This window comes from Streptomyces radicis (genome assembly GCF_003626575.1).
In the GTDB taxonomy this organism is placed as follows: Bacteria; Actinomycetota; Actinomycetes; order Streptomycetales; family Streptomycetaceae; genus Streptomyces; species Streptomyces radicis.
In genome coordinates this window covers 19,915-32,518 of record NZ_RBDY01000008.1, presented here as the reverse complement: position 1 = coordinate 32,518, position 12,604 = coordinate 19,915, and the positions used below count along the sequence as shown (strand labels likewise).

Sequence of the window (12,604 nt, the reverse complement as noted above, 5' to 3'; positions counted from 1 at the left end):
GGGAGCCCGTTTCCGTGCGGATCATGTCGGCCGCCTCTCGGGCGGCGGGGCGATGACGTGGTAGGCCACCGGGCCGAAGTCTCGATGCGCGGCGTAGTGGCCCCCGCCGAAGTACTCGACGGGGACGCCCAGCGGCGCGGCAACGGCCTCGGCGACCGATCGGCGCACGTCGGCGTCGTCGGCCCGGACGATGACGCTCACGCTCGCGTACGGCGGGACCAGGACGTCGGGATGGTCGGCCAGGAAATCGGCCAACTCGCGGAGACCCGCGACGATCGCGGCCCGGTCGCCGGTGCGGATCTGGTATGCGGACATGAGTAACTTCTCCTTTCTGTCGTTGAGTTGGGTCAGAGCTGGATCTGTGCCAGGAGCGCGCTGACCTCGTTGAGCACCGCCTGAATGAGCGGGGCGGCAGCCGTCTGGCCGAGCAGGAAGCCGAACGTCGTGCAGAGCACGGCCTCAAGCGACCGCAGGTAGCGGATGCGAACCAGGAACCAGATCAGCAGGCCGAGCAGCAACACGGCGGAGACGGACAGCAGCATCGGACACCTCCTTTCACGGGGCGTGGTCGGCGAGTTCAGGCAGAGACGGAGCCAAGTGCGCGAATTCGGCAGCGACCGCCTCCGCGTCCGTCTCCGTGACCAGGTGCGAGCGGGCGCATTCCCAGCCGTCGGCCGAGGCCAGCACCGCTGTTCCCGGCGCGCCTGGGGCTATGGACTGCGCAGCGTGCAACGCATCCGGGTTGAGGTCCCCGAGGGCCATCTCAGCCGTGCCGGAGTCGGCCACCCGGTGGCAGATGCGGCCCCCGAGTTGGGAGCGCAGCGCGGTGACACCAGGGCCCAGGTCCGAACCGACACGCTGCCCGGCGACGACGAGGAAAACCCCAAGCGCCGCGCCGAGTTGAGCCAGCCGGACCAGCGCGGTGGCCGCCGCCTGGGACTCGTCCTTCTCGGTGCGGTTGGCGATGAGGAACAGCTCCGCCAGCTCGTCCACGATGACGACGACCGGGACGGGGCATTCCTGTTCGGCCAGGCTCCAAATGTTCCGAACGCGAGCCTTGCGGCAGATCGTCATCCGGTCCTGTGTGAGTTCAACCAACGCGCCCAGCAGCCTGACGGCCTGGGCCCGGTCGGTGGCCAGGGCCGACAAGCGCCGGGTGTACAGGGCCAGTTCCATGCCGCCCTTGCAGTCGATGCCGACCAGCGCGACCCGTTGCGGAGCGAGGCCCGCCACGAGCGCGTTGACCAGCGTGGACTTCCCCGACCGTGTGGCGCCGACGATCAGCCAGTGCGGCACCTCGCGCAGGTCGATGACCCACGGAGCGCCGGACTCCAGTACGCCGACCGCCACTTGGAGCAGACGACCAGCGCCCCGTTGCCGAGGAGCGCGCGGCTGGTGCAGCGGATCGGCGAACGTCGCCGCGATCCGGACGACGCCGGGGCGCCACGTCGTGACGCGGACGGCGTGCATCTCCCAGTCGTGCGCCATGGCCGGGGCCGCCTTGACGAAGTCCTCCGGGACCTGGCCGGGCAGCAGCCTGACGAGGAACCAGAATCCTCCGGACGTCGGGTGCATCCGCCAACGTCCAGGCACGCGCGGCTGAGGCGGGGGCGCGCCGTTGCCGACCAGGCCGGAGACCACCGTCAGCGCGGCCTTACGGCTCTGTGCCAGCCCGCACGCGGCCATCAACGGCCGCCACGTACACGCCACCCGCCAGGCCGCCGCGGGAAATCCGACGCACAGCCACCAGGCCACCGGGTGGCGACGGCGCAGGGTCGGGCCCGCGACGAGCAGGCCCACGCCCAACGCAGCGGCCACCATGAGCACCCAGGCCAGTCCGGCCTCCGCGACGGTCACCGTCAAGCCGCCTTCCCAGACGAGGCGGTCAGGGGCTTGATCTCCGTCGCGCGGAAGGCGACTCCGTGCCGTCCCTCGTTCTCCCACGGCGTGGCGACCAAGTCACGCACCTGCACGGGCACGCCGACCTGAACGCCGGTCGGCTCCCCCGGCACGCTCACGGTGACAACGTCGGCCGACGTGCCCGCCATGAGGCACAGGCCGACCTGGTACACGGTCTTGCCGGTTTCGCGGTCCACGCGAAGCTGACCGGTCTCTCGGTTCGCGACACGCGGCATCGGCGGAACGGCGCAGATGATCCCCGTGAACTTCGCGGTGTCGATCGGTAGGGCTACCACTGTCGAACTCCCTTCTCTCGGGCCCGGGGCATGTCGCACCTCCGGGGTGACTTCCACCCGTAGTACGGGTGGATCTCAAGAGTGGAGGCCCGTAGTACGGGTTGTCAAGGGAGAGGAAGTGCGGGAATCTATCTCAGACAGGCCGTGCCTGTATAGGACAGGCCAAAGAGCTACAGCCCACGGAGAAGCCCATGCCGCAAGAGAGAGCCCCGGCGAAGTACCGGCTCATCGCCGACCACCTGCGCGAAGGCATCCTCAGTGGCGACTACCCGGCAGGCCAGCCGCTCCCCTCGGAGGAGTCGCTGTCGAAGCAGTTCGGCGTGACCCGGCCCACGGTCCGGCAGGCTGTCGCAGAGCTGCGGGCGAACGGTCTGGTCGAAGTCCTCATGGGCCGAGGCATGTTCGTGCGCTCGCCACACGGTCGCCCCAGTCTCACCCGCCCCCGCGGGGTCCGCCACGAGCTGGACGGCCGCTTCACCGAGGCCGACGGCCTCCGCTGGGAGAACGCCGAGAAGCCAGTAGCAACGCGCACGGATGCCCCGCTCGCACTCGCCGACCTTCTCCGCATCCCCCCGGGCGAACCGCTGTTCACGTACCAGGCCCTACAAACGGCCGACCGAGGCCGCCTCCGCCAACTCCACAGCACCTACGTGCCGTTCTCCGCGTTGGTCGGCACAAAGTACGAGGACGAGGCGCCACCACCGGCGCCGCACCTGTACGAGGCACTGACCCAGCTTGGCCACGAACTTGACTTCACCGAGTACGTACGCACACGGATGCCCCTCCCCGATCAGGCCCAGTCTCTCCGCCTCCCCGAAGGCGTCCCCCTGCTCCACATCTTCCGCGTCACGCACGGCAACGGCACCAAGCCCCTCGCCCTGGAGGAGTTCCACATCCCAGGCGACGACGTAGAGCTCATGTATCGCCCCTGAGGCGCTTGCCGCAGCACGGTTGGCTCAGACTTTCCTTACGTCTTCAAGGCGGCGCATGCGCGCCGCCCGGCGTCCCACCGCCCCGGCCCGGCTGCGGCGCTGACGCGCCGGTCCGGCCAAGCGGCAGGCGCCCCGCGTTGCCTTCGCCCCGACCTTGCTGCCCCTGCCCTCAGCGGACGTCATTTTCGGCCATTCGAGCCGAGCCGGTAAATCGCGACATTTCCCCCACTGCCTCCGCCCCGAGCGTATTTGCGCTGCACTTGCGTTACTAATCTGCCGAGCTCGGCGCTAGTTTCTGTATTACGAAAACGCATGTCACAGACTTATGGGCACGTCCGTCCGGTCTCTGCTCCCTCTTCGCTCAAACTTTTCACTTACCGCGTGACTGGAACAGCATCCCTGCTACCTTCAAGTCGCCAATCATTCGGAGTACGCCAAGCACCCCGTGCGTCTGATTTGGCGATCCTCTGCACGGGGTGCTCTGGCGCAAATTGTCCGTTGCGGCCTGCGACAATCTCTACAGGGGTGGAACTTGGAAGACCGGACCACCGAACGCGACGTCAACGCCACGTCTCAACCTAGTCGACATGATGCCAGTCATGTCAATTCCGAGTTGGCCAACTCGCACTTGACACCATCCATTCTCAGCTGGCTTAGCACTCTGGCTACTCTCATTGGTGCGATCGCAGCTCTGATTGTCGCCGTGCGCGGGTAGCCGCTTGGCCTATCGCCGCACAGGGCTGGGGCTGACGGCCTCCGAGTCTTGAGCCACCTCCCCGGACCGGGGCCCGCGTCGGGCAAGCCCAGGGGGCCAATCGGGCACAACAGCGGGCAGGCCAAGGGCTGCCCGATTTCGCGGGCCAGCGTACGGCCCCCTGGACATGCCCGACCCCAATCCGGGCAGGACACCGACCCAACACTCTCCGGCCGCCCGCTCGCTTCGGTGCGGACCTACCTGGATGTCGCTCCGGTCAACCGGCTCTCACTTCAATACGGCGCGCCAGACCGCCAATTGCCGATCCTGGATGAAGCGTTACGATTCTGTGATAAAGAGGCCCCGCGCGCCGACCGCCCGTCGGGGAAACGGCAAACGGTGGCACGCGGGGCTGGGGCCCGTGTCGGTGCGGGTGGACCTCTCTACCCGCAGCGGCACGGGAGTTGGGAGTCAGGACGTCGCCGTGGGGGGATCGTCCTCGGCCGCAGCCCTGCGGAGAACCTCGTTGGTGAGGCCCGTCATAATCAGCGTCGCCAGAGCTTGGGCAGTCGCCGGGCGGATCGTGCCGAGGCGGACGATGCCTTCGCCGAAGACGTTGACGTCGGCCTTGAGTTGGGGGAAGAGGGCGTCCAGGTCGAGGGTGTGGAGTTGCTCAGCCAATCTGTCGGCCGCGTGCTTCGCCTCCGCCCAACCGCGGACGTATGGCGCGTTCACGCTCAGGTCCGTCGCGCTCCTCGCGCAGACTCCTCGTGCGTCGGTCATGTTGTCCCTCCTCCGAGCCCGCCGATGTCCTGGTGTTCTTGCCGACAGGTGAGCGCCAGGCGCAGCAGCTCCGCCAGCCGTTCCGCCGTCTCCGGGGAGATGCGGCCGAGTTCGATCAGGCCCATGCCGAACGCGTTCACGTCGGCGCGAAGATAGGGGAATTCCCGGTCGAGTCCGGCCGCGATCAGCACATCGCGCAGTCCGGCGACGGCGTCGCGGGCCGCGTACCACTCGCGGCTGTGGATCGGGGACCAACTGGCCGCATCCATCGGCGGCTCGTCGTCGCTACCGGTCATGGCCGGGCTCCTCTCCCCGGGCAATGGCGGGACGACGTGACAGCGCCTCGCCATATCGGTCGGCGCGGCAGACCAGTTCGTGAGCGGCGACGAGCATCGCGGCCAGCGCGACGGCGCGCGTCGGGGCGCTGTCCAGGCGCACCATCGGCGCGCGCAGCCAGGTGTAGCGGTCGCCGGACAGCGGCATGGGGCCTGGAACGACGGCCACGCAGTCCTTCCCCAGGTAGCGGTAGGCGGGTGGCTCGGGCGTCTCGGTGGACAGGGTGCGCTCGAACCGTTCGCGCGAGCCGGGCACGAGGAAGAAGCCGACCTGCCGCGTCGCCCAGTCCGCCATAACGGGCCCCACCGGCATGTGGTGGCGTTCCAGTTGGTCGAACGTCTCCACGCCAACCCGCTGTTCAAGCACCACCATGTCGAAGACGCGGCCCGTGGGCAGCGCGTAGGGGCGGCGCGGATCGTCCGCCCACACCTCGCGGCAATGCTCCGGCAGGTCCGCCGCCTCCGACAGCCAGCCGAGCCCCCGCCGCGTCATCATCTGCACGCCCACTCACCTCACTCCGAGCCGGTTGAACGGCCCCGACGGCCGCCGTTCATCCAGCTTCGGCGCCCCGGCGCGCCCCCGGGAGATGACGACAGATGATGGGGGATGACAGGTCACCCCCGCCCCCGTCATCCCTCGTCACCGGCCAAGCGGTCCACAGCATGCGGGAATTGGTTCACAGTGAGCCTTCGGCTCCGTACAGTCAGATGCCAACGGAGGAAGGCCGAGGCAGGAGGCGAACCATGACCGACAGTCCCGCGTTCGCCGGGGATCTTCTGCGTCAGGCCCGCAAGAACCGCGGCTGGGGCCAGCTCCGGCTCGTCCGAGAGATGCGCACCGCCGCCGCCCAGCACGGCAGGTCGCTGCCCGCCGACGCCAGCGTGAAGCGGCGGATCGCCAGCTGGGAGAACGGCCACAGCGTCCCCGACGAGTTCTACGGCCCCATCCTCTCCAGGGCCCTGGCAATGAGCGCCGCCGAACTGGGGCTCAACCACCTCAGCGGCCACGACGCACGGCTACTCGACACCGGCTACCCGGCGACGGTGGAAAGCGCGATCGCCTCCGTCACCCAGCTCTGGCGCGCCGACCTCAACGGCTATGAGCCGCTGTTGACGTCACAGCCGTCCGAGCCGACCTGGCACGAGGCATCCGTGACCTGGCTCGTGGCGCCCGACCCCGCGCCCCTGGCCGCCGAGCGCGGCAGCGGGCTGCGTGTCGGCCTGGCCGATGTCGCGGCCATCAAGACCACGACGGACCTGTTCTCGCAACTGGACGACCGCTTCGGCGGAGACCACGCACGGCACTCCGTGATCCAGTACCTCAGCCGGGACGTGGCCCCGCTCCTCGGAGGCCAGTACAAGGAGGCGGTAGGGCGCGCGTTGTTCTCCACCGCGGCTGAATCCACCCTCCTCGCGGGCTGGATGTCCTACGACGCGTGCCATCACGGCCTGGCGCAGCGGTACTTCCTCCAGGCGCTCCGGCTCGCGCAGGACGGCGCCGACCGCCGACTCGCCGGAAGCATCCTGTCGGCCATGAGCCACCAGGCCACCTTCCTCGGCCGCTACACCGAGGCCGCCACCCTCGCCCGCGCCGCCCGCATGGGCATCGCCCGCGTGGCGACGCCGACGCTTATGGCCCAGTTCCACGCGATGGAGGCCCGCGCCCTGGCCCGTACCGGAGACGCCCGCGCCTGCGAGATGGCACTCGCCGAGGCGACCAGGGCGCTGGAGAGCCGCAACAACGCCGAAGAGCCCGAGTGGATCACCTACTTCGACGAGGCCGAGCTGGCCGCCGAGGCCGCCCACTGCTTCCGCGACGTGAACAGCGCTCGCCAAGCCGTCGCCCACGCCGAAAACGCGATGAGCGGCTCCCACATCCGCAGCGACTTCTTCGCCACCATGGTCCTGGCCGACGCCCATCTCCGCGCCGGTGACGTCGAGGAGGCGTGCCGGGTGGCGCTGGACGCGTTGGACCTCGGCGAACAGCTCAAGTCCGCCCGCTGCGTCAGCTACCTCGCCGAGTTCCGCGAGCACCTGGCCCACGTCGGCGACACCGCGGCGACCCGCGACTTCCAAGAGCAAGCCGCCGAACACCGACTGTGGCTCGCCACCGGCCCTTAGAACGGCTGCCAGTCGCGGCGACTGCCATCGGTGCACAACGCGTCGAGCCGACGCCGGAACTCCCCCACCAACCTCGGGTCACCCGACGTCCGGGTGCCCAGCCACAGCGTCATCATCAACTCGCGGATGTCGGCAAGCACTTCATAGCCGGGCCAGTTCCTCAGCTCGAAGCCGTAGTGGTAGACGAACGACTCGTACTCGGCCTTCGTGTGCCACCCGAACCGCTCGTAGTAGAGCGACGTCAGCACCAGATCCCACTCACGGTGCCCCAGGGCGAAGCTGTCCAGATCGATCAGGATCGCGTGCCCGTCCCGGTGCCGGATCGCGTTGCCCACGTTCGCGTCACCGTGGATCGCCCCGAAGGGAAGCACGAAGTCCACCCGGGCCAGATCCTTCTGAAGCCGCGCCGCGCGCTGCTCCAGGAACTCCCGCTCGTCCTCGGACACCTCGGTCAACGCCGCCAGCCCCCCCGCCACACGCGAGAACGGATCGTAGTACGACAGGCCCAGCGACTCCGGCTCGTCCAGCCAGTGCAGTCGCTTCAGCAGATCACCGAGCTCATCCAGCCGTACATACTCCACCCGGTCCTGAGCGCTCTCCCAGTACGTCACCACCCGACCGCCGACGACGGCCGGTTGCGCCAGGCCGGGAACGAGGCGGGTCGCCGGGTAGTCCTCCGAGGCCAGCCACCGGGCGACCGCGGCGCCCCGCTTCATCTCCTCCGCGGCGCTCGGGTCCTGGGCGATCCGGACGATCACGGGAGCCGAGGCCAGCCGGAACACCGCGTTGGACCCCAGCCGCAGCAGCTCGGCCCCACCCGCGTTCAGCCCCGTGGCAGCACACGCCTCCGCGAGAACGCCCCGCGCCACATCCTCCGTGAACTCCGACGCCATGCCCGAGCATCCCTCCGTCGGTGTGATGGTGTCGCTGCACACCCGCATCTCGTTCAGCTACACAATCACACCTCCCCTGAGCTCCTAGGCACGAACCCGGGCCGTGGCGTATTCGCGGCGGGAAGGGTCACCATCGGCCGGACGCACCCTTCTCACCAGCCAGCGCACCGGGAGGAGCAACGGCCTCCGGAGCCGTGTGCGCAGGTTCGAATCCTGCCGGGGGCACAGTGAATGAGGCCGCAACGCGCCCCGTGACCAGCAGACTTGCTGAGTCCGGGGTTTTCTTGTGTGTGCGGGTGGGTGCGGCGGCCGTGGCGGATTCATGACGTGGAATCCGGCCCGTTCCTCTCCTCCCCGAGCCCCTTCCGCCCGTGCCTCGGCCGCACTCGGGCTTCTGCCCGTCAGTGGCTCAGGGTCAGCTCCACCGTGTCCGCGCTCGCCCCGCCGCCACAACTGGGCGCGCCCGCCGCGAAGTAGGCGCGGCCGTCCAGTGCCGCGGCGCCGAAACCGTGGCGGCTGCCCGGCACATCCGTGACCGCGTCCCACCGGTCGGCCCGCGGGTCGTACACGGTGACGTCACCGAACGTCTCCTCGTCCCCACCCGGCCTGCACTCGCCGCCCGCGTACACCAGCCGACCGTCCAGGGCCACAGCCGCCCCCGCCGACCGGGCGACCGGCAGCGGAGCGGCCCGCGTCCAGCACGCCCGCCGCGGGTCGTACACGTCGTGCCGGGTCAGATTGTCCACGGTGTCCTCCACCCGGCCCCCCACCAGGTGCACCCGGCCGTCCAGGACCGCCACCCCGGCATGGTCCCGTGGCTCACCCGGCAGCGACGGCGCCGTGCTGTAGGACCGGCGCACCGGGTCATAGACATGGTGGGTACGGACAGTCCCGAGCCCGAAGGAGACCGGCGATCCCTCCGGCGTCTCGACGCGCCGGGAGTCCCGGCCGCCCAGCAGGTGCAGGCGGCCACCCACCGCCGCCACCGCGATCGACCCCAGCGCGACCGGCAGGTCAGGCAGCCGACTCCACTGGTTCCGGCGCGGGTCGAACACGTACGCGTCCGGCTGCGGACGCATGTGCACGGCCGTGACGAACCCGCCGAACACGTACAGCCGCCCGTCCAGCGCGGCCGCCCCGACATGGGTCAGCGGCCTGGGCAGCGGAGCGTGCTCCGCCCAACGGTCCCGGCGCGGGTCGTAGCCGTGGACGGCCGTCGTCGCCCACACCGGGGGCTCGTCACCGTTCTGCACGGTGCCGCCGACCACGTACATCCGGCCGCCCAGCGCGGCCACCGCCACCTCCGCGCGCTTCACCGGCAGCGGCGACCTCGGACGCCAGCGCGCCCGCACCGCGGCGGGCCCCGGCGACGGCTCCGCGGCCACCGCCCCCGCCGCGCCCGCGGGCCGGGCCAGCGCGGACACCCCCGCCGCCAGCACACCCCCGGACGCCAGCGCCTTGACGACACCGCGCCGCCCCATGCCGAATCCCGCTCCGCGCTCCGACGCGAACCCCATATCGGTTCCCACCTCTGCTTCCGGCTCCGCCTCGACGGCCGTTCCCCGCGGCCCTGTCACCGTGGTACGACGCTCCCGGCCGAGACCGGGCCGCCGGACCACGGTTCGATTCCACCGCCCCCGCGCGCGCCCTGTCCAAGACCTCTTCCGGCACGCCGATACCCCACGGGTATCGTGCGGGAATGGATCTGCGCCTGCTGGGCTACTTCGTCGCCGTCGCGGAGGAACTGCACTTCGGCCGCGCCGCCGTCCGCCTCCACATCCGGCAGCCCCCGCTCAGCCGGGCGATCAGAAAACTCGAAGCGGACCTGGGCACCACCCTGTTCGACCGCACCCCCGCCGGAGTCACCCTGACCCCGGCCGGAACCGTCCTCCTGGACGAGGCCAGGTCCCTGCTGGCACACGCCGAACGCACCCGCGACCGCGTCGCCGCCCTGTCAGGCCCCGCCACCCTCACCCTCGGCCTGCTGGGCGACGGGGACACCCCCGCCACCCACCGCGTCATGGAAACGTTCCGCCGCCGCCACCCCCGGGTGGAGATCCGTATCCGCGAGACGGACCTGACCGACCCCACCTGCGGCCTCGCCGCGGGACGCGTCGATGTCGCCCTCACCCGCGGCCCGTTCGACGAGACCGGCCTACGGGTCACGCGCCTGACCACCGACCCCGTCGCCGCCCTGCTGCGCGCCGACGACCCCCTGGCCGGACACCCCCACCTGACCCTCGCCGACCTGGACGAACGCCAGTGGTTCCGCTTCCCGGAAACCACCGACGCCCAGTGGCGCTCCTACTGGAACGCCGGCAAGCCCCGCTCGGGCCCCCTCGTCCGCGCGGTCACCGAATGCCGCCAGGCGGTCCTGTGGAACGGCACGGTCGGCATGACCCCCATGGACCACCGGCCCGGCGAGGGCCTGGCCATGGTCCCCCTCCGCGACATGCCCCCGAGCCACCGCGTGGTCGCCTGTGCCAAGGCGGAGACCAGCCCGTACATCCGCTCGTTCTTCGCCCTGACCGTCGCCGCCTTCCGCGCCTGACCGGCACGGCCGCCGCCGTCGCGAACGCCGTCCGCGACGCCACCGGCGTCAGAGCATCAGCAGCAGCCGGGTGTTCGGCACGAGCTTCCGATTCACGCTGGTGCTCTGCACGAAGATGGTGAAGTCGTCGTTGTGGTCGGGCGTGACGCGAACTTCCACGTCCGGCAGGCCGAGCAGGGCTCGGGCCTCGGGCCCCGTGTACACCCGGTCCGTCTTCTTCTCCAGCACCGCTATCCGCTTCCGCGCCTGGATCTTCTCCGACTTGCTCAGCTGGTAGAACGCGCCACCGGTGCGGTAGGTGTGCCCGCATTCGACGACCCAGTCCCGTATCGCCGCGTCACGAGAGACCTGGATCAGCTGGTATTCCGAGGGATTCACCGGGGCGAGACCGGCCGCCTTGATGGTCTTCCTGTTGACCGCTTTCGCGCCTGTGGAGAACACCGCCCGCGATCCCCTGATGCCCTGGGTGCGGCCCACCATGAATTTCTCGGTGGCCTCCTGGATGACCTGCCCGGCCTCCTCGAGACCCTGGGTGCTCGTGGCGTCCCAGATCGCGATGTTGTCCTTGGGGAAACCGCACTGCGTGGCCTCGCGCTTGCCCATCTGATCCGGCACCAGGACGGCCAACGTCCAGTTGTCCTCCTGAGTCTCGATCATCTCGGCCACATTCCTGACCAGCTCACGCGGATCCCTCGTGGGGGCGTCCGGGGAACGATGACTCGCGTTCTCCTGCCCATCGGTCAGCACGAACGTCAGAAAGCTGTGGTCGCCGTAGAGCTGAGCCGTCTGCGCCAGCTCCCGCTGTGACTTCAGCGCGGCCGCCAGCAGGGCCGTCATCCCTCCGACCCGGTACAGCTGCTTCAGCGACGGCATCCGCAGCACGTCCTTGTCATAGATGACGCACTTCACCTTGTCCGAGAAGACATACACCGTGACGCGGGTCTCCTGGTCCAACTCCCGCGATCGGCGCGCCAGATAAGCGATCTGCCGATCGGCGACGTCCACGACCTTGCGGCTCAGGTGCGACATGGACGAACTGGCGTCCAGCACAAGAGCGACATGATTGATGTAATTCTGAGCTCCGGACAAGACAGCTCCCCTTCTCTCCGACTCGGTGCTCCTATCGTTCCACCCACCACTGACAATCGATCACGCGCCGGATTCCTCGGCCGCCGTGCCCTCGCGGAGCGCCTGAGCCGGCGGATGTCCGGGAGTCAGAGCCCTGTGGCCGTGCGGATCAGTGCGGCGAGGGCCAGGGAGCGGCTGTGCGCGGGCCAGGCGATGTGGGTCACGACGGGGGGCGCGTCGGTCAGGGGGACGGCGGCGTGCTCGGCCCACAGCCAGGCGCGGGCGGAGTCGGGGAAGACGGCCACGGTGCGTCCGAGGGCGATCAGCTGGGCCAGCTGCGTCTGATCGTGGATCTCGGGTCCTGGACCCGGCGGGTGGGCGCCGTGGCGGGACCAGCGGGCGAGCGGAAGATCGGGGATGTCGCTGATGTCGGCCAGGGACAACGCCGGGTGCGCGGCGAGGGGGTGCCCGGCGGGCAGGATGGCGATCTGTCCCTCGGTCAGCAGCTCCTCGCTGTCGAACCCGACGAGGGAGTTGAACGGCGCGTGCATGAGCGCCACATCGGCGCGGCCGTCGCGCAGCATCTCGCCCTGTTCGCATGTGCCGCTCGGCAGCACCTCGACCTCGGCGGCGTCGGGCTCGGCCGCGTAGGCGGCGAGGAGCTTCCGCAGCAGCTCGTGGGACGCGGCGGCCTTCACCGCGAGCACCAGGCGGTTCCGGGTGCCGCCCGGCCGGTCCGCGCCACCGGCGCGACGGGTGCGGCGGGCGGCGGCGGTGGTCGCGTCGAGGGCCGCGCGGCCCTCGTGCAGCAGCACCTCTCCCGCGCCGGTCAGAGAGACGCCGCGGCGGTCGCGTTCGAGCAGGGAGACGCCGAGGCGCCGCTCGAGCCGCTGGATCGCCCGGGACAGCGGCGGCTGGGCCATGCCGAGGCGCTCGGCGGCGCGGCCGAAGTGCAGCTCCTCCGCGACGGCCATGAAGTACCTCAGCTCGCGCGTCTCCACGGTGTCCATGGCCACAGCGTAGGCCGGTGAT

14 protein-coding genes and 1 tRNA gene are annotated in these 12,604 nt (G+C 70.2%); 4 read left to right on the top strand and 11 right to left on the bottom strand.

Annotated elements, in window-relative coordinates; all coding sequences use genetic code 11:
• Positions 1 to 21: 21 nt before the first annotated feature.
• Genes D7318_RS13360 through D7318_RS13345 form a run of 4 tightly spaced genes read right to left on the bottom strand, consistent with a single transcriptional unit; the run spans position 22 to position 2,195 of the window.
• Entirely contained in the window at positions 22 to 315 is a 294-nt protein-coding gene (locus D7318_RS13360) for a hypothetical protein (RefSeq protein ID WP_120697177.1), read from the bottom strand.
• A gap of 32 nt (positions 316 to 347) precedes the next feature.
• Positions 348 to 542, bottom strand: a complete 195-nt coding sequence (locus D7318_RS13355) for a hypothetical protein (RefSeq protein WP_120697176.1) — start codon at positions 540 to 542, stop codon at positions 348 to 350.
• 13 nt (positions 543 to 555) lie between these two features.
• Positions 556 to 1,821 carry an FtsK/SpoIIIE domain-containing protein gene (locus tag D7318_RS13350; RefSeq protein WP_120697330.1) on the bottom strand — a complete coding sequence of 422 codons (1,266 nt, stop codon included), beginning with the start codon at positions 1,819 to 1,821 and terminating at the stop codon, positions 556 to 558.
• Positions 1,822 to 1,859: 38 nt separating this feature from the next.
• Entirely contained in the window at positions 1,860 to 2,195 is a 336-nt protein-coding gene (locus tag D7318_RS13345; RefSeq protein ID WP_120697175.1) for an SCO3933 family regulatory protein, read from the bottom strand.
• A gap of 191 nt (positions 2,196 to 2,386) precedes the next feature.
• On the opposite strand from D7318_RS13345, the gene D7318_RS13340 reads away from it, so the two are divergent.
• Positions 2,387 to 3,127 carry a GntR family transcriptional regulator gene (locus D7318_RS13340; RefSeq protein WP_120697174.1) on the top strand — a complete coding sequence of 247 codons (741 nt, stop codon included), beginning with the start codon at positions 2,387 to 2,389 and terminating at the stop codon, positions 3,125 to 3,127.
• Positions 3,128 to 4,292: 1,165 nt separating this feature from the next.
• Here D7318_RS13340 and D7318_RS13335 read toward each other — a convergent pair.
• Genes D7318_RS13335 through D7318_RS13325 form a run of 3 tightly spaced genes read right to left on the bottom strand, consistent with a single transcriptional unit; the run spans position 4,293 to position 5,435 of the window.
• Entirely contained in the window at positions 4,293 to 4,604 is a 312-nt protein-coding gene (locus tag D7318_RS13335) for a hypothetical protein (protein WP_120697173.1), read from the bottom strand.
• Positions 4,601 to 4,900: a hypothetical protein gene (locus D7318_RS13330; RefSeq protein ID WP_120697172.1), complete on the bottom strand. Its 300-nt coding sequence runs from the start codon at positions 4,898 to 4,900 to the stop codon at positions 4,601 to 4,603. Before D7318_RS13330 ends, D7318_RS13335 begins: the two co-directional genes overlap by 4 nt.
• A complete protein-coding gene (locus D7318_RS13325; protein ID WP_230423729.1) occupies positions 4,890 to 5,435 on the bottom strand; it encodes a bifunctional DNA primase/polymerase in 546 nt (181 codons plus the stop codon). The genes D7318_RS13330 and D7318_RS13325 overlap by 11 nt, the downstream gene beginning before the upstream one ends.
• A gap of 386 nt (positions 5,436 to 5,821) precedes the next feature.
• Between D7318_RS13325 and D7318_RS13320 the strand changes: the two genes are divergently transcribed.
• A complete protein-coding gene (locus D7318_RS13320; protein ID WP_183091417.1) occupies positions 5,822 to 7,060 on the top strand; it encodes a hypothetical protein in 1,239 nt (412 codons plus the stop codon).
• Here D7318_RS13320 and D7318_RS13315 read toward each other — a convergent pair.
• Complete coding sequence (locus tag D7318_RS13315) at positions 7,057 to 7,953, bottom strand: aminoglycoside phosphotransferase family protein (protein WP_120697328.1); 897 nt, start codon at positions 7,951 to 7,953, stop codon at positions 7,057 to 7,059. The genes D7318_RS13320 and D7318_RS13315 overlap by 4 nt on opposite strands.
• Before the next feature lie 158 nt (positions 7,954 to 8,111).
• Between D7318_RS13315 and D7318_RS32845 the strand changes: the two genes are divergently transcribed.
• Positions 8,112 to 8,178 (top strand) — tRNA-Arg (locus tag D7318_RS32845).
• 176 nt (positions 8,179 to 8,354) lie between these two features.
• Here the strand turns inward: D7318_RS32845 and D7318_RS13310 are convergent.
• On the bottom strand, positions 8,355 to 9,434 hold the full coding sequence (locus D7318_RS13310; protein WP_120697327.1) for a Kelch repeat-containing protein: 1,080 nt from the start codon (positions 9,432 to 9,434) through the stop codon (positions 8,355 to 8,357).
• A gap of 218 nt (positions 9,435 to 9,652) precedes the next feature.
• Here D7318_RS13310 and D7318_RS13305 point away from each other — a divergent pair, with 218 nt between their 5' ends.
• A complete protein-coding gene (locus tag D7318_RS13305; protein ID WP_120697170.1) occupies positions 9,653 to 10,504 on the top strand; it encodes a LysR family transcriptional regulator in 852 nt (283 codons plus the stop codon).
• Positions 10,505 to 10,552: 48 nt separating this feature from the next.
• Here the strand turns inward: D7318_RS13305 and D7318_RS13300 are convergent, their stop codons facing one another.
• The gene (locus tag D7318_RS13300; protein ID WP_120697169.1) at positions 10,553 to 11,593 is read right to left on the bottom strand and encodes a vWA domain-containing protein; all 1,041 of its coding nucleotides are present in this window, start codon (positions 11,591 to 11,593) and stop codon (positions 10,553 to 10,555) included.
• Between the two features lie 125 nt (positions 11,594 to 11,718).
• On the bottom strand, positions 11,719 to 12,582 hold the full coding sequence (locus tag D7318_RS13295) for a LysR family transcriptional regulator (RefSeq protein WP_120697168.1): 864 nt from the start codon (positions 12,580 to 12,582) through the stop codon (positions 11,719 to 11,721).
• Positions 12,583 to 12,604: the final 22 nt, after the last annotated feature.